Source organism: Gordonia sp. AC31, assembly GCF_031844505.1.
GTDB lineage: Bacteria > Actinomycetota > Actinomycetes > Mycobacteriales > Mycobacteriaceae > Gordonia > Gordonia hongkongensis.
Window position 1 is genome coordinate 177,724 of the sequence record NZ_JAUZVK010000003.1, and the last position, 15,758, is coordinate 193,481.

Below are 15,758 nucleotides of genomic sequence, written 5' to 3' on the forward strand. Positions count from 1 at the left end.
TTCGGGTCGTCAATACGGGGTCGGGATCCAGTGCAGGGCCTGCTCGGGTGGCCGATAGTCCTTGGCCTTCTGCCGCTTCGGCAGTTCGATCCGGGGACGTTCGAGCGGCGTGTAGGGAACCTGACCGAGAAGGTGCTCGATCACATTCAACCGACCCCGTTTCTTGTCGTCGGTGGAGACGACATACCAGGGCGCCCAGCCCGTGTCGGTGAACCGGAACATCTCGTCTCGGGCCCGCGAATAGTCGTACCAGCGGCTGTAGGACGCGAGGTCCATGTCGGAGAGCTTCCAGATCTTCCGCGGATCGTCGATCCGGCTTTGCAGGCGAAGGGTCTGCTGTTCCTCACTGATCTCGAGCCAGTACTTGAGCAGGATGATCCCCGACTCGACCATCGACCGTTCCACCGTGGGCACCTGTTCCAGGAACTGGTGGGCCTGTTTCTCCGTGCAGAACCCGAGCACTCGTTCGATACCGGCCCGGTTGTACCAACTGCGGTCGAAGATGACGACCTCGCCGGCCGCGGGCAGATGCGGAATGTACCGCTGGAGGTACATCTGCGACTTCTCCCGTTCGGTGGGCGCGGGCAGCGCGACCACGCGGAAGACCCGCGGACTCACCCTGGCCGTGATCGCCTTGATGACACCGCCTTTGCCTGCCGTGTCCCGGCCCTCGAAGAGAATGCAGACCTTCGCCCCGGTCGCACGCACCCACTCCTGCATGGCGACCAACTCGGCATGCAGCGGTTCGAGATGCTTGCGGTATTTCTTGCCCGACATCGGGGCGGGCGGGCCGTCGCGACCCGGGCCTCGCAGTTCACCCGAGGACGATGAGAAATCAGGCATGGCCGTACGCTCCCGTGGCTGGACCGAATGACTAACTGGTCATTCTGTGCCACGTCCGAGACATACGCGCGGTAACCGACGAACAGGACGCGCAATTGTCGTGGCGACTGCGGGAAATCGGCGCCTGCTCGATCGTGACCAGTCGTTTCCTCGATGAGCCGGCAGCCGCGGGGGGTTTTGCCGCAAAATGACCCAATGGCTCGGGTTGAGGAGATGCTCGAAGTCGAACAGGTGATTCGTCGCCTGATCGCACGGTTTCCGGTTATGGCTGTCGATGACATCAACGCTCGTGTGCGCGCCATTCACGGACGTTTCGCCGACTGTAAGGTCAGGATCTTCGTGCCGTTGTTGGTCGAGAAAGCGGCTCGACGCGACATCGAGGACTTCCTGGCACAGCCGGGCCACCTGACGCTCGTGTCGCCGACGCCCGGTACCACGCCGCGGGCGCCCGAGGTACGGGCCGACGAGGGTGCCTGAACCCGGCCCGGTCGTGTCGGCATGGTCCGACACGACCGGGCCTGTTCGTCAGCCCCGCAGCAGCCCCTTGGCGACGTGGGTCACCTGGATCTCGTTGCTGCCGGCGTAGATCATCAGCGACTTGGCGTCGCGCGCGAGCTGCTCCACGCGATACTCGGCCATGTAGCCGTTGCCGCCGAACAACTGCACCGCCTCCATCGCGACGTCGGTGGCCGCCTTCGACGAGTAGAGCTTCATCGCCGACGCCTCGGACAAGCTCAGCGGCTTGCCCGCCTTGCCCCGCTCCAGGGCACTGAAGAGCATGTTCTGGACGTTGATACGCGCGACCTCCATCTCGGCCAGCTTGAGCTGGATGAGCTGGAACTGTGCGATCTCCTGGCCCCACAGCTTGCGGTTCTTCGCGTAGTCGATCGAAAGCCGTTGCGCCTCGTTGATGATGCCCAGCGAGAGGGCCGCGATCCCGACCCGCTCCGCGGTGAAACCGGCCTTGGCGCCTTCGGATCCGCGCGCGTCCGAACCGGTGTCCTCGGTCTCGCCGAGCAGGCGGTCCTTGCCGACGCGCACGTTGTCGAAGAACAGCTCGCCCGTCGGCGAACTCATCATGCCCATCTTCTTGAACGGCTTGCCCTGGGTCAGTCCCGGCATCCCCTTGTCGAGGACGAACGACAGGACCTTGCGGTCCCGCATCGGGGTGCCGCTGCCGTCGTCGAGCTTGGCGAACACGACGATGGTGTCGGCGTACGGACCGTTGGTGATGAAGGTCTTCTGTCCGTTGAGGATGTAGTCGTCACCATCGCGACGGACCGTCGTCTTCATGCCGCCCAGCGCGTCCGAACCGGAGTCGGGTTCGGTGATCGCCCAGGCGCCGACCTTCTCCATCGTCACCAGTTCGGGCAGCCACCGCTTCTTCTGGGCGAGCGTGCCCTTGCCGCGGATGGTCGAGGCGGTCAGGCCCATGCTCACGCCCAGGGATGCGACGAGACCGAGACAGACCCCCGCCAGTTCGATGTTGACCATCATGAACATCGAGCCGCCCATACCGCCGCCGTCGCCCGAGGGCTTCTTCTCCCCGTTGGCCTCGGCCTCGAGTTCCTTCTCGAGAGCGTCCTTGGCCATCGCGTCGACACCGAAGCTCGACAGCAGTTTGCGGGTGATGTCGTAGGGCGGCAGCGTGCCGGATTCGAGTTCGTCGAGATGTGGCCGGATCTCCTTGTCGATGAACGCCCGCAGGGCGTCCCGAACCATCAGATCTTCGTCGGACCACTCGAACATCGTCACACTCCCAGACCGGTGTCCGCGCCGGGGCGAACACGTTTCAGTTTTGTCGTCCCCAACTGTGTCAGGAGTCACTGCCGATGTCTAGGTACGTCGTCGCAGATCTGTTCCTACCGAACATCGGTGCAGGTGTAGAGGGTGGCCGGGCGCACCTCCCGCGCGAAGAACCCGTCCGCATCGGCGCACAGCAGGGCCTGCGCCACCGGCATCGCGACCACCACGTAGCCATCGCCGTGCTCGGCCTGCCCGGCACGCCAGGCATGGACTCGGTCGACGAACTGCGCGACACTCTCACCCCCGTGCGGGCGGGCCTCCGGGTCGGTGAACCACCCGCCGAGGTCGACGGGGTCGATCTCCTCCGGGGACAGGCCCGACCACGCACCGACATCGAGCGTCCGCAGCGCGTCGTCGACGATGAGGCCGCCTGTCGCGCCGAGTACCTCGGCGGTGGCGCGGGTCGCCGCCTCCGGGCCGCAGATGTCGATCGGGCGCGTGAGCGACGCGCTCAGAACGAGCACGTCGCGTCGACCCCGCTGATCGAGAACCGGGTCACCGCCGAATCGCACCGACCGGTTGGGGCCGGTGCGCCCGGCGGTGATGATCTGCATGCCGGGCAGTGATCGCCTCAGTTCGGCGCGGAGACCGCGCGAGCGCGGTCAGTCGCCCGCGACCGGGCCATCGCCCCCACGATCAGTGCGAACGAGACGGTGAGAACCGTCCACAGAATGACCTGGTTGGCGATCGCGTACACCCGGAAATCCCCGATCACGTCACCGGGGAAGCCCGGGAACACGACCTGTCCGGCGTCGTCGCGGACCGGGCCGGGGACCTCGCTGAACGACGGCAGGAAGGCGAGCACGATCGCGATGCCGGCCAGATAGGCGACCGTGGCGGCGAACGCCGAGACCAACCCACCGATGCGCGGACGCAACCACGACGCCAGGACCACCGCCGCGATGGCGAGGATCACCGACGACACGGTGATGGTGAGGAAGGCACCGGTTCGTTCGCCGATGGTGTCGTCGTCGCCGACGGCGGGTGGGTTCGCCGGGTAGGCGAAGAACGGGACGGCGAAGACGGCGACGAAACCGATGCCGCCGAGCACGCCGGCGACCGCACGGGGATCGGTGGCCGGGTGACGGCTGCCGACGTGGCTCCACAAGACCGTGAACGCCACCGCGAAGAACGCGCCCATGCACACTGCGAACACGACGTTGCCGATCCCCGCGCCGAGGTTCTCCTGCATCGCGCGGGTGAACAACTCTCCGCCCTCACCATGGGTGTGACCACCCGGTTCGGCGGCATGGGCCAGGGCCTCCTCGGCCGCCGAGCGGGCGCTCTCGTAGTCGATGGCCTTGCCGACGACGGGTTCGAGGTGGAACCGGGCGAACACGAACGAGACGATGCCGGCGATCAGTCCTGCCAGCAGGCCCGCGCCGATGAACTTCTTCTCCATATGAAGTTGACTCCTGAGTCGGACGTGGTCGGTTCAGGCCGACTCAGTGGCAGGGGAAGCCGAGGAAGTGGCGGGCGTCGTGGACGAACTCGTGCACGTGGGTGTCGGAGCCGAAGACCGACACGACGCCCTGGTCGTAGCCGAGGAAGTAGTAGGCGAGACCGGCCAGGAGCACGGTCAGGCTGAGCCAGAGGGCGGCACTGGCGACCGACAGGTTCGGTACGGGCAGGGCACGGGCCGGGGCGACCGGTGATGCCGCCTCGGTACGGGGAGCTGTCATGGTGGGTCCTTTCGCCGATCTCGCGTCGGAGAGTTCACGGGTGGTGGTGCACGCCGGCACGGCATCCTGACTCACGCATGCCCCGTCACGTCGACCGTGTCGATCTGGGCTGCGTTCACAGTGGCGCGACCGTTCCGGACTCTCACCGGATTCCCCGCACAGGCGTGGGATGACTCTATACCGCGTTCTGTCGTACGCGTGAGACATAGTGGAGAGATGCCCCGCGCTTCGGTGCTCGACCGCTTCACCGCCCCCACCCGACGGTGGTTCTCCGGCGCCTTCACCGCTCCCACCGCCGCGCAGAAGGGTGCGTGGACGTCGATCGCCGACGGCTCGCACACCTTGGTCATCGCCCCCACCGGATCGGGCAAGACCCTCGCCGCGTTCCTGTGGGCCCTCGACCGCCTCGCCGCCGACCCGGACTCGCGGCCCGCCGGCACCAAGGTCCTCTACATCTCGCCACTCAAGGCATTGGCCGTCGACGTCGAACGCAACCTGCGGGCCCCGCTGACCGGCATCACGCGGGCGGCCCAGGAACTGAACCTTCCGGAGCCCAACATCACCGTGGGCGTGCGGTCGGGCGACACCTCCGCCGCCGATCGGCGAGCGCTGGTCAAGACCCCACCCGACATCCTCATCACGACCCCCGAGTCGCTGTACCTGATGCTCACCTCGGCCGCGCGGGAGAGTCTCACCGGCGTGGAGGCGATCATCGTCGACGAGGTCCACGCGGTCGCCGCGACCAAACGCGGTACCCATCTCGCGCTGACCCTCGAGCGCCTCGACGAACTGCTGGACAAACCTGCCCAGCGGATCGGCCTCTCGGCGACGGTCCGCCCGCCCGAGGTGGTCGCGGGGTTCCTGTCCGGCGCCGCGCCGTGCCAGGTGGTCAAACCCAAGGCCGACAAGACATTCGACCTGCGCGTCGACGTCCCCGTCGAGGACATGGCCAACATCCCGCCGCCGGTGTCCGATGCCGATCCCGCGGCGCTGGACGACGCATTCTCGCCGACTGCCGGCTCGTTGTGGCCGTACGTCGAGGCCTCGATCGTCGACCAGATCGAGGCGAACCGCGCCACGATCGTCTTCGCCAACTCCCGACGCCTCGCCGAGAAGCTCACCGCTCGGCTCAACGAGATCCACGCCGAGCGCCACGGCGAGACTGCCGAACCGACCGGCAATCCGTCGGTCGCGGGCGGCGCCCCGGCGTTCGTGATGGGCAGCGGCGCGAGCTCCGGCGCCGAGCCGGTTCTCGCCCGCGCCCATCACGGCTCGGTCAGCAAGGAGCAGCGCGCCCAGATCGAGGACGACCTGAAGGCCGGCCGCCTCTCGTGTGTGGTGGCCACCAGCTCACTCGAACTCGGCATCGACATGGGTGCGGTCGATCTCGTCATCCAGGTGGAGTCCCCGCCGTCGGTGGCGAGTGGACTGCAGCGGATCGGCCGCGCCGGGCACCAGGTCGGCGAGATCAGCCAGGGCATCCTCTACCCCAAGCACCGCACCGATCTGCTGCACTGCACGGTGACGGTGGGCCGGATGCTCGACGGCGCGATCGAGGAGATCAAGGTCCCGCAGAATCCGCTCGACATCCTCGCCCAGCAGACCATCGCGGCGGCCGCGGTCGACGACCTCGAGGTCGATCACTGGTACGAGGTCGTCCGGCGCGCGGCGCCCTACCGTGAACTGGGCCGGGGCGTCTTCGACGCGACCCTCGACCTGGTCGCGGGCCGCTTCCCGTCCGACGAGTTCGCCGAACTGCGCCCCCGGGTGAACTGGGACCGCGACGCCGGAGTCATCACCGGCCGGCGCGGCGCCCAGCGGCTCGCCGTCACCTCGGGCGGGTCCATACCCGACCGCGGGCTCTTCGGCGTGTTCATGGTCGGCGAGAAGGCCACTCGCGTAGGCGAACTCGACGAGGAGATGGTCTACGAGTCCCGGGTCGGCGACGTGTTCGCGCTGGGCGCCACCAGCTGGCGGATCGAGGACATCACCCACGACCGCGTACTCGTCTCCCCCGCGTTCGGTCAACCGGGCCGGCTGCCGTTCTGGATCGGTGACGCGATCGGACGCCCCGCCGAACTGGGCGCCGCGATCGGCGCCTTCACCCAGTCGATCGCCGATCCCGGGAAGCTCGACGACCAGGCAGACCGGCTCGGCCTCACCGACAACGCCCGCAGCAACCTCGCGACACTCATCGCCGAGCAGCGCGAGGCGACCGGACACCTGCCCACCGACCGCACGCTGGTCGTCGAGAGGTTCCGCGACGAACTCGGCGACTGGCGGGTGATCCTCCACTCCCCCTACGGCTTACGTGTGCACGCCCCCTGGGCGAGTGCCATCTCGCAGCGCCTGCTGGAGACCCTCGGCATCGAGGGCGCCACCACCGCCTCCGACGACGGCATCATCCTGCGAATGCCCGACACCGACGACGCCCCACCCGGAGCCGATGTGTTCCTCCTCGACCCCGATGAGGTCGAGCAACTCGTGACCGACGGTCTGGCCGACTCGTCGATGTTCGCGTCCCGTTTCCGCGAATGCGCCGCCCGCGCCCTGCTCTTGCCGCGCCGAGATCCGGGCCGGCGCGCCCCGTTGTGGCAACAGCGCCAGCGCAGCGCCCAACTGCTCTCCGTCGCATCCAAATTCCCCGAGTTCCCGATCGTGCTCGAAGCCGTCCGCGAATGCCTGCAGGACGTCTACGACCTCCCCGCCCTGCTCGATCTGCTGACCCGCATCCGCACGCGCCGGATCCGGGTGGTGGAGACCGAGACCCAGAGCCCGTCTCCCTTCGCCGCGTCGCTGCTGTTCGGGTACGTGGGAGCCTTCATGTACGCCGACGACGCGCCGCTCGCCGAGCGCCGCGCGGCCGCCCTCTCCCTCGACACCAGCCTGCTGGCCCAGTTGCTCGGGCGCGTCGACCTGCGCGAGCTCCTCGATCCGGCGGTCATCGCCGACGTGATCGCCCGGCTCCAACGCCTGTCCCCCGAGCGTCAGGCGCGCGACGCCGAGGACATCGTCGACCTGCTGCGATGGCTGGGCCCGCTCACCACCGAGGAGGTCGCGGCCCGGTATCGCGGCGACGAGCCGGCCGCCGACCTGCTCACCGAGTTGCACCGGGTCGGGCAGATCATCTCGGTCAACCACAACGCACGTGCGCTGTGGGCGGCCATCGACGACACCGCCCGCCTCCGTGACGCCCTCGGGGTGCCCGCACCTCTCGGCATCCCGGCGGCCTATCTCGAGGAGGTGCCCGACCCCGTCGGAGACCTCATCGGCCGGTACGCCCGCACCCATGGCCCGTTCACCGTGCCCGAGGCCTCCGCGGCTCTGGGTATCGCGACCGGGGTCGTGCGCGACACCCTCAACCGTCTCGCATCAGAGCGACGCGTCGTCGAAGGTGATTTCCTGCCGGAGAGCGGCGAGGCCACACCTCGCGAGGGCCAGTGGTGTCACAGCGACGTGCTGGGTCAGATCCGGCGCGGTTCCCTGGCGGCGAGCCGCGCCGAGGTGGCTCCCGTCGGTACCGACGTCCTCACCCGGTTCCTCCTCGACTGGCAGCACGCGTCGTCGGGCACCCAGCTCCGGGGTGTCGACGGAGTGGCGACGGTCATCGACCAGCTGGCCGGGTTCCCGCTGCCGGCGTCGGCGTGGGAGTCCCTCGTACTGCCGGCCCGGGTGTCCGATTACGCAGCGCCGATGCTCGACGAACTGCTCAGCGCCGGTGAGGTCATCTGGTCCGGACACGGCCGCATCGGGAACTCCGACGGCTGGGTGGCGCTGCATCCCGCGGACGTCGCCGTCCTGACGCTGCCCGACGCCGACGAGATCGACACCACCCCGGTCCACGACGGGGTCACGGCCGCACTCGAACCCGGTGGTGCCCTGCGGTTCCCACAGATCGCCGCCGACATCAGCACCGGCACCACCACGCCGGCCGCCGACATCGAGAGTGCCCTGTGGGACCTCGTGTGGGCGGGGCGGGTCAGCAACGACAGCTTCGCGCCCGTCCGAGCCCTGCTGCAACCGCGGCGCAGCCCGTCCGCACCGCGCTCGGCGCCCGCGCATCGGGCACGCGGACGCGCACCCCGGCTCCGCGCCGGCCGCCTGTCGGCCCGGTACCTCACCGAACACTCCGTCGCTCCCCCGGTGTCGCCGACGGCGAGTGGCCGCTGGTTCGCCCTCGACCACCCGTCCACCGAGCCGACCATAGCCACGCAGTGCCTCTGCGATCAGTTGCTCACCCGATACGGCGTGATCACGCGCGGCAGCGTCGTCTCGGAGGAGGTGACCGGCGGCTTCGCGCGGGTCTACAAGGCCCTCACCGTCTTCGAGGACAACGGACACGTTCGTCGCGGTTATTACGTCGACGGCCTCGGCGGGGCGCAGTTCGCCTCGCCGGCCACCGTCGACGAATTGCGCCGGCACGCGCTGCCCGATCGCAAAGCGCCCCGCGAGGCAACCGTGCTGGCCGCGACGGACCCGGCCAATCCCTACGGGGCGGCGCTCGAGTGGCCGGCGTCTCGCGACACCGAGGCCGGTCACCGCCCGGGCCGCAAACCGGGGGCGCTCGTGGTCATCGTCGACGGTGACGTGGTGTGTTTCGTCGAACGCGGCGGCAAGACGCTGCTGACGTTCAGCGACTCGATCCCGCGGCTGGAGTCGGCCGCGGGCGCGCTGGTCGCACTGGTCCGGAAGGGCCGGATCGCACGTCTGACGATCGACCACATCGACTCGGAACCCGTGCGCGCCACCGACTTCGGCAAGGTGCTCGTCGAAGCGGGATTCTCGACGACCCCGCGCGGCATCCGGCTGCGTTTCGGTGATCATGCCTGAGGCGGATCATGCCTGAGGGCGACACCGTCTACGCGGCCGCCGCACGACTGCGGGCGGGGCTCGCGGGACGGGTGCTCGAGTCGTCGGACTTCCGCATCCCGTCGCTGGCCACCGCGGACCTCTCCGGACGCGAGGTCCTCGCGGTGCGATCGGTGGGCAAGCACCTGCTGATCGACGTCGCCGAGAGCGGTCCGGGTGTCGGCGACACCCTCAGCATCCACTCGCATCTGAAGATGGAGGGCGCCTGGCACGTGCACCCGCGGGGGCAACGGTGGCGCCGCCCGGCCTACCAGGCCCGCGCGGTCCTGCGCACCGCCGACCATGAGGCGGTCGGTTTCGACCTCGGCGTACTGGAACTGCTCGCCGACCCCGACGCCGCGCTCGCCTACCTCGGCCCCGACCTGCTCGCCGACGACTTCGATCGCGAGGAGGCGATCCGACGCCTCGGTTCCGACCCGGACGCGACGATCGGTGCGGCCTTGCTCGACCAGCGGCTGATCGCGGGAATCGGCAACGTCTTCCGCAGCGAGATCTGTTTCCTGCGGCGAGTCCTGCCGACCCGGCCGGTCGGCGAGGTCGACCTCGGGCCGGTCGTGGACCTCAGCCGACGCCTGCTGTGGGCGAACCGGATGCGGTCGGCCCGTACCACCACGGGCAACACGTCGCCGAATGCGCGGATGTGGGTCTATGGACGCCACGGGCGGCTGTGCCGGCGCTGCGCCACCCCGGTGAAGCGGGGCGAACTCGAATCCCCCGGCGGCGAACGATCCGTCTACTGGTGTCCACGGTGCCAGGTGTGATCCGACCGAGGCCCCCTCACACGGGGTAGCGCTCCGGTTCGGGCCCGAACTCGAAGCGGCGGGCGGTGATCGAGTCGACCGCGATCTCCACGTAGTTGTACTTCATCGTGGCGATCCACGGGCGCAGCGGCAGCTGGTCGGCCGCCTCGATCTCGTGGAGCGACACCAGGATCCGCGCCGTCCCCTTGGCAACGACACTCCACCCGTCGGTCTCGGTGTGTCCGTCGGCCTCGAACGCCACCCGGGAATTCACAGCCAGCTCCGACAATTTCGTGCCCTCGCCGGACCGCAGCAGGATGCGGCCGTCGTGCGCATGGAAGTTCACCGGGAAGATGTCGGGTTGACCGTTGACGGCCAATGCGATCCGACCGAGCTCGGTTCCTCCCAACAGATCCCAGGCCTGGTCGGGAGTGAGTACCCGTACCGGTTCGTCGACCATGATCTCGCCTCCTTCTTCCCCCACCCCGATCGTGCCGCGGCATCAGGGGGCGGAGACAGAGGCCAACGTCCCGACTCGACCGGAGCCAGGTCATTTCGGAACGGGAACCGGCTCCAGGATCTCGGCCCGGGCCTCGGGGGCCGCGGCGCGCAGGGCGTCGGCGGAGTCGTCGTCGGGTTGCTGCTGCGATGCCACCTCGGCCTCCACGCGCGCGACGTAGGTCGCCACCTCGAAGTCGCGTTGCTCGGTGGTCCAGCCGAGGAGGGGCGCCAGCAGGTCGGCGACCTCGTCGGCGCAGTCGACGCCACGATGGGAGTATTCGATGGCGATGCGGGTCCGCCGGGCGAGGACGTCCTCGAGGTGCAGCGCCGCCTCGTCGACCGCGGCGTACACCACCTCCACGCGCAGATACTGCGGCGCCGCGGCCAGCGGTTGCAGCAGGCTCTTGTCGCCGTCGGCGTAGTACAGCACGTCGTCGATCAGCGAGCCGTAGCGGTTCAGCAACCGGCGAATCCGGTACGGGTGCAACCCGAATCGGCGTCCGAGGTGCTCGCACTGGTTGATGAGCGCGAAGTAACCGTCCGCCCCGAGCAGCGGGACGCGTTCGGTGATCGACGGCGCCACCCGGGTGGGGATGAAGTCGTCGCACGCGTCGACGGCGTCGGCGGCCATCACCCGGTAGGTGGTGTACTTGCCGCCGGCGATCGACACGAGTCCGGGCGCGACGGTCGCGACCGCGTGTTCCCGGGACAGCTTCGAGGTCTCGTCGTCCTCCCCGGCCAACAGCGGCCGGAGGCCGGCGTAGACGCCTTCGATGTCGTCGTGGTTGAGCTTGGTGACCAGGACCTCGTTGACGCGTTCGAGGATGTAGTCGATGTCGGCGCGGGTGGCGGCCGGATGCGCGAGGTCGAGGTTCCAGTCGGTGTCGGTGGTGCCGATGATCCAGTGCGTCTCCCACGGGATGACGAACAGCACCGAGTTGGCGGTGCGCAGGATGATCGCGGTCTCGCTGACGATCCGGTCGCGCGGCACCACGATGTGCACGCCCTTGGAGGCCCGGACCTTGAAATGCCCGCGCTGCTTGGACAGTGCCTGCACCTCGTCGGTCCACACCCCCGCGGCGTTGATCACGCAGTGGGCACGGATCTCGGTCACATCGCCGTTCTCGGTGTCGCGCACCCGGACTCCGAGCACCCGGTCGGATTCGCGCAGGAATCCGGTGACCTGGGTCGAGGTCCGGATGACCGCACCGTAATTGGCCGCTGTGCGGGCGACCGTGAGGCTGTGCCGCGCGTCGTCGACGACGGTGTCGAAGTACCGGATCCCGCCGATGAGCGAGCTGCGCTTGAGTGCCGGCGCCACGCGCAGGGCACCTGATCGGGTGACATGACGCTGTCCGGGAACGGACTTGGCGCCGCCCATCCGGTCGTAGAGGAAGATGCCGGCTCCGACATACGGCCGCTCCCACACCCGTTGCGTGAGCGGATACAGGAACGGCAACGGCTTGACCAGATGCGGCGCGAGGAACCGTAGCGACAACTCGCGTTCGCGTAGAGCCTCACGCACGAGGCCGAATTCGAGCTGCTCGAGATAGCGGAGCCCACCGTGGAACATCTTCGACGACCTGCTCGATGTGCCCGAAGCGATGTCGCGCGCCTCGACGAGCGCCACGCGCAGACCGCGTGTCGCGGCGTCGAGTGCGGCACCGACACCCACCACGCCGCCACCGATGACCACCACGTCGAACTGTTCCTCCCCGAACCTCCGCCACGCCTCGGCGCGGTAGAGGGGCCCCATGTCGGCGGGCCGGTCCGGGTTGAACTCGGTGTTCATGGTTGCTGAGCCTAATTGATCTCTGTGGCCTCGACAGCGTGCGACACTGTCCGGCGTGGGTAGGTCAGGCAAATACGTGGCGGCGATCGACCAGGGCACCACCTCGACCCGGGCGATGATCTTCGATCACGAGGGTCGCGTCGTCGGCGTCGAGCAGCTCGAACACGAACAGATCTTTCCGCGGGCAGGCTGGGTGGAACACGACGCCGCCGAGATCTGGCGCAACACGCGCCGCGTCGGCGCCGCGGCCCTCGCCTCGGCCGAGCTGACCGCCAAGGACATCGTCGCGTGCGGACTCACCAACCAGCGCGAGACCACCGTGATCTGGGATCGCGAGACCGGCAAGCCGGTGCACAACGCCATTGTCTGGCAGGACACGCGCACCGACGACCTGTGCACCGAGCTCGCCGGCGACGTGGGCATGGACCGCTATCGCGACCGCACCGGGTTGCCGCTGTCCACCTATTTCGCCGGCCCGAAGGCCCGCTGGCTCCTCGACTCGGTGGACGGCCTCCGCGAACGCGCCGAGAACGGTGAATTGTGCTTCGGCACCATGGATTCCTGGATGGCGTGGAACATGACCGGCGGCGTCGACGGCGGCCAGCACGTCACCGACGTCACGAACGCCTCGCGGACGATGCTCATGGACCTCCGGACTCAGCAGTGGGATCCCGACATCTGCGCCGAGATGGGCATCCCGATGGCCATGCTGCCCGAGATCCGCAGCTCCTCGGGCGATTTCGGCGCCCTTCGCGGCAACGGACCGCTACCGGGCGTGCCGCTGGCGGGCATCCTCGGGGACCAGCAGGCAGCGACGTTCGGCCAGGCCTGCCTGGACCCCGGCGAGGCCAAGAACACCTACGGCACCGGGAACTTCCTGCTTCTCAACACCGGTACCGAGCCGGTCTTCAGTGAGCACGGACTGCTCACCACCGTCTGCTACCGCATCGGCGACGAGCCGGCCCGCTATGCGCTGGAGGGTTCGATCGCGGTGACCGGTTCGCTCATCCAGTGGCTGCGTGACAATCTCGGCCTGATCCCGCAGGCATCTGACGTCGAGAAGCTGGCGGCCGGGGCCGACGACAACGGCGGCGTCTACTTCGTGCCGGCGTTCTCCGGACTCTTCGCGCCGCGCTGGCGCCCCGATGCCCGCGGCGTCATCGTGGGTCTCACCCGGTTCGCCGACAAGTGCCACATCGCCCGAGCCGCACTGGAAGCCAGCGCCTTTCAGACGCGGGAGGTCATCGAGGCGATGCAGGCCGACTCCGGGGTCGAACTGTCGACGCTCAAGGTCGACGGCGGAATGGTCGTGAACGAACTGCTCATGCAGTTCCAGGCCGACATCCTCGACGTACCCGTCGTGCGGCCGGTCGTGAACGAGACGACCGCTCTGGGCGCGGCCTATGCGGCCGGCCTGGCCGTCGGTTTCTGGGAGAGCGAGGACGACATCCGCGCCAACTGGGCCGAAGACCGCCGGTGGGAGCCCGGGATGGCCGCCGACGACCGCGACCGCCTCTACGCGGGATGGAACCGAGCCGTCGAGCACAGCTTCGGCCTGACCTGACCGGCGCGACGGCGCCGCCGCCTCACATCACGTGGTCGGCGAGGATGGCGACCACACCGGCCGTGCCGCCCAGTGCCGCGGCGGCCTCGTAGGCCGATTCGCGGAGCGCATCGCGCAGTGACTCACCAGCGGCGGGCGTCGACATCGCGGCTACCAGGCAGTCAACGGCGCGGGCGCGGCGAAAGCTGTCGCGCTGGGCGTCCACGTCGCCACGACGCTGATGCGCGAAGGCGTCGAAGTCGTGCTGTGCCGCGACGAGCCGCAGACGTGCGATGCCGGCCGTCGACGCACCGCCCTGCCGCCGCCACTGGCTGATCGCCTCCCGGATCTCGGGCGTCGAGACCGCCGTGACGTCCAGGACGGTCGCGACGATCAGGTGCAGACACGCCGTGAGGTCTTCGTCGGGCACCGAGTCGACGAGGCGGGCGACGCCGCCCGGTAACCGGTCGACACGCTTCAGTCCGGCGTTCACACGGTCTCCGGTTTCGACGTGGCCGAACCGCCCGCCGGTGCACCGGTGTCGTCCGAGATCCCCTGCGCCGCACCGTCGACGGGGGTCCGGGAGACGGCGTCGCCGGGTGCCGCGGGCCGCAGGGACAAGGCCTGATCCGGCCCGGCCGGCGCGGCGTCGTCGACCGCCGGGGAGGCCTGCCGGATCCAGTCGCCGATGACGGGCGGACCGACGAGCGGCATGTCGCCGACGAGCTGCGCGCCGTGTTCCCGTGTGTGCAGGTACGGCGCGGCCCGGTGGCTGTCGTCGTCGGCGCCGGGCCGCCGTCCGCCGCCCGGGGCCCCGGCGAGCGGCATCCCCGTCGGGCGCTGGGCAACCGGCCCGGCGGTGGCGGGGGTCGCCGGCGTCGGTGAGCCGCCGGCGCCCGGGGTCGGCGTCGGCGCCGATGCGGGTGGGAGCAAGCCGGGAGCGGGCATCGCGACCGGGACCCCGGCGCCTCCACTCGCCGGCGCACCGGCACCGGAACCGGATCCGCTGTTCTCGCCGATCCCGTCGGCGCCCTCCGACCGGTGCGTTCCCGGAGCCGCGGCGCCGCGGGTCGTCGACTCGGGCGTCGCCCGACCACCACGCACCAACCCGTCGGGGCCGTCCGTGTTGCCACGACCGGATGGTCCGCCGCCCGGACCCGCAGGCCCTGGCGGCGTCGACGACGCACCGGGTCCGCCGCCACCGGGCGGTGGACCGCCCGCAGCGACCGGCACCGGCCCGGCAGTCGGAGTGGCACGCCCGAAGTCGCCGGCGTCGACGGTGTTGGCGGCCTGACCGCGGGGAGCGTCCGGCCCGGAGCCCGCGGCCCCGGAACCGCCTGCGGTCGGCCCGCCGCCGAGTCCTGCGGTCACCCCGTTCGCCCCGGACGGGTCGTTCGGCAGGGAGCGCTGCAGCCCGATCATCGGCGAGGAGTAGGCGCCCGTCATCGCCCGGTCGACCTCGTGCCGGACCGCCGGCGCGTCCTCGGGATTGTCACGGATGTGCTGCTGTAGCTCACGCAACCGTCCCTCCTGCCCGCGAGCCGACCCGAGGATGCCCGTCGCGCCGGCCAGCGCATCCCCGATCTGACCGGCGGTCTCCGAGGTTGTCGCCAGATCGGCCGACAGCGACCGGCCCGCCTCCAGCGCCGCGTCGGAAGCCTGACCGAGCATGCCGTCGCCGAACATCGCGTGCATCCGTTCGGCCGCGCGGCGGACGGACTCGATCGCCTGCAGGATCGTGTTGACGTCACCGCCGGCACGACCGGGTTCCATCGTGCTCAGGACGTCGAGGATCTCGTCGATGCTCATGCCCGCCCACTGCGTGCGACCGCGAGCGAACGCGCGGTCGTTGCGACTGCCGTAGGTGTTGTAGGACTGCTGCGGCGAGCTCACGACACCCCCTTGGTCGCCGGCCGGGACGAACGAATTCGTCCGACCCTACCGTGACGACGCACCCGGCGGCGCACACCGGCACCGGCTGT

General features: G+C 69.5%; 13 protein-coding genes and 1 riboswitch. Of the genes, 4 read left to right on the forward strand and 9 right to left on the reverse strand.

What is annotated here, in order from left to right; all coding sequences use genetic code 11:
• Positions 1 to 9: 9 nt before the first annotated feature.
• Positions 10 to 843 carry a polyphosphate kinase 2 gene (gene ppk2, locus Q9R39_RS05175; RefSeq protein WP_211538148.1) on the reverse strand — a complete coding sequence of 278 codons (834 nt, stop codon included), beginning with the start codon at positions 841 to 843 and terminating at the stop codon, positions 10 to 12.
• A 213-nt stretch (positions 844 to 1,056) separates the two neighbouring features.
• On the opposite strand from ppk2, the gene Q9R39_RS05180 reads away from it, so the two are divergent.
• Entirely contained in the window at positions 1,057 to 1,320 is a 264-nt protein-coding gene (locus tag Q9R39_RS05180) for a three-helix bundle dimerization domain-containing protein (RefSeq protein WP_211538149.1), read from the forward strand.
• Between the two features lie 48 nt (positions 1,321 to 1,368).
• Here the strand turns inward: Q9R39_RS05180 and Q9R39_RS05185 are convergent, their stop codons facing one another.
• From Q9R39_RS05185 to Q9R39_RS05200, 4 genes are all read right to left on the reverse strand, one after another.
• Positions 1,369 to 2,592: an acyl-CoA dehydrogenase family protein gene (locus Q9R39_RS05185; RefSeq protein ID WP_211538150.1), complete on the reverse strand. Its 1,224-nt coding sequence runs from the start codon at positions 2,590 to 2,592 to the stop codon at positions 1,369 to 1,371.
• 113 nt (positions 2,593 to 2,705) lie between these two features.
• The gene (locus Q9R39_RS05190; RefSeq protein WP_211538151.1) at positions 2,706 to 3,203 is read right to left on the reverse strand and encodes a histidine phosphatase family protein; all 498 of its coding nucleotides are present in this window, start codon (positions 3,201 to 3,203) and stop codon (positions 2,706 to 2,708) included.
• A 17-nt stretch (positions 3,204 to 3,220) separates the two neighbouring features.
• Positions 3,221 to 4,051 (reverse strand): CbtA family protein, encoded by an 831-nt coding sequence (locus Q9R39_RS05195; RefSeq protein WP_211538152.1) that lies wholly within the window; start codon positions 4,049 to 4,051, stop codon positions 3,221 to 3,223.
• Positions 4,052 to 4,094: 43 nt separating this feature from the next.
• Positions 4,095 to 4,331: a CbtB-domain containing protein gene (locus Q9R39_RS05200; protein WP_211538153.1), complete on the reverse strand. Its 237-nt coding sequence runs from the start codon at positions 4,329 to 4,331 to the stop codon at positions 4,095 to 4,097.
• Positions 4,332 to 4,391: 60 nt separating this feature from the next.
• Positions 4,392 to 4,486, reverse strand: a riboswitch (cobalamin riboswitch).
• A 61-nt stretch (positions 4,487 to 4,547) separates the two neighbouring features.
• On the opposite strand from Q9R39_RS05200, the gene Q9R39_RS05205 reads away from it, so the two are divergent.
• A complete protein-coding gene (locus Q9R39_RS05205; protein ID WP_211538154.1) occupies positions 4,548 to 9,161 on the forward strand; it encodes an ATP-dependent helicase in 4,614 nt (1,537 codons plus the stop codon).
• 8 nt (positions 9,162 to 9,169) lie between these two features.
• Entirely contained in the window at positions 9,170 to 9,961 is a 792-nt protein-coding gene (locus tag Q9R39_RS05210; protein ID WP_211538155.1) for a DNA-formamidopyrimidine glycosylase family protein, read from the forward strand.
• A 16-nt stretch (positions 9,962 to 9,977) separates the two neighbouring features.
• Here the strand turns inward: Q9R39_RS05210 and Q9R39_RS05215 are convergent, their stop codons facing one another.
• Together Q9R39_RS05215 and glpD are read right to left on the reverse strand one after the other, a co-directional pair.
• Positions 9,978 to 10,400, reverse strand: coding sequence for a pyridoxamine 5'-phosphate oxidase family protein (locus tag Q9R39_RS05215; protein ID WP_211538156.1), 423 nt, complete (start codon positions 10,398 to 10,400; stop codon positions 9,978 to 9,980).
• Positions 10,401 to 10,490: 90 nt separating this feature from the next.
• Positions 10,491 to 12,233 (reverse strand): glycerol-3-phosphate dehydrogenase, encoded by a 1,743-nt coding sequence (gene glpD / locus Q9R39_RS05220; protein WP_311277171.1) that lies wholly within the window; start codon positions 12,231 to 12,233, stop codon positions 10,491 to 10,493.
• Positions 12,234 to 12,309: 76 nt separating this feature from the next.
• Here glpD and glpK point away from each other — a divergent pair, with 76 nt between their 5' ends.
• Positions 12,310 to 13,797 (forward strand): glycerol kinase GlpK, encoded by a 1,488-nt coding sequence (gene glpK, locus Q9R39_RS05225; RefSeq protein WP_211538249.1) that lies wholly within the window; start codon positions 12,310 to 12,312, stop codon positions 13,795 to 13,797.
• A 22-nt stretch (positions 13,798 to 13,819) separates the two neighbouring features.
• Here the strand turns inward: glpK and Q9R39_RS05230 are convergent, their stop codons facing one another.
• Positions 13,820 to 14,269, reverse strand: coding sequence for a hypothetical protein (locus Q9R39_RS05230; RefSeq protein WP_223258846.1), 450 nt, complete (start codon positions 14,267 to 14,269; stop codon positions 13,820 to 13,822).
• On the reverse strand, positions 14,266 to 15,669 hold the full coding sequence (locus tag Q9R39_RS05235; protein WP_211538157.1) for a hypothetical protein: 1,404 nt from the start codon (positions 15,667 to 15,669) through the stop codon (positions 14,266 to 14,268). Before Q9R39_RS05235 ends, Q9R39_RS05230 begins: the two co-directional genes overlap by 4 nt.
• Between the last annotated feature and the right edge of the window lie 89 nt (positions 15,670 to 15,758).

Excerpts from the sequence above, each read along its gene's own strand:
- Q9R39_RS05185 (WP_211538150.1), bottom strand. The coding sequence starts at position 2,592 with ATGTTCGAGTGGTCCGACGAAGATCTGATGGTTCGGGACGCCCTGCGG.
- Q9R39_RS05190 (WP_211538151.1), bottom strand. The coding sequence starts at position 3,203 with ATGCAGATCATCACCGCCGGGCGCACCGGCCCCAACCGGTCGGTGCGA.
- Q9R39_RS05215 (WP_211538156.1), bottom strand. The coding sequence starts at position 10,400 with ATGGTCGACGAACCGGTACGGGTACTCACTCCCGACCAGGCCTGGGAT.
- Q9R39_RS05205 (WP_211538154.1), top strand. The coding sequence starts at position 4,548 with ATGCCCCGCGCTTCGGTGCTCGACCGCTTCACCGCCCCCACCCGACGG.
- Q9R39_RS05210 (WP_211538155.1), top strand. The coding sequence starts at position 9,170 with ATGCCTGAGGGCGACACCGTCTACGCGGCCGCCGCACGACTGCGGGCG.
- Q9R39_RS05180 (WP_211538149.1), top strand. The coding sequence starts at position 1,057 with ATGCTCGAAGTCGAACAGGTGATTCGTCGCCTGATCGCACGGTTTCCG.
- Q9R39_RS05200 (WP_211538153.1), bottom strand. The coding sequence starts at position 4,331 with ATGACAGCTCCCCGTACCGAGGCGGCATCACCGGTCGCCCCGGCCCGT.
- glpD (WP_311277171.1), bottom strand. The coding sequence starts at position 12,233 with ATGAACACCGAGTTCAACCCGGACCGGCCCGCCGACATGGGGCCCCTC.
- Q9R39_RS05195 (WP_211538152.1), bottom strand. The coding sequence starts at position 4,051 with ATGGAGAAGAAGTTCATCGGCGCGGGCCTGCTGGCAGGACTGATCGCC.
- ppk2 (WP_211538148.1), bottom strand. The coding sequence starts at position 843 with ATGCCTGATTTCTCATCGTCCTCGGGTGAACTGCGAGGCCCGGGTCGC.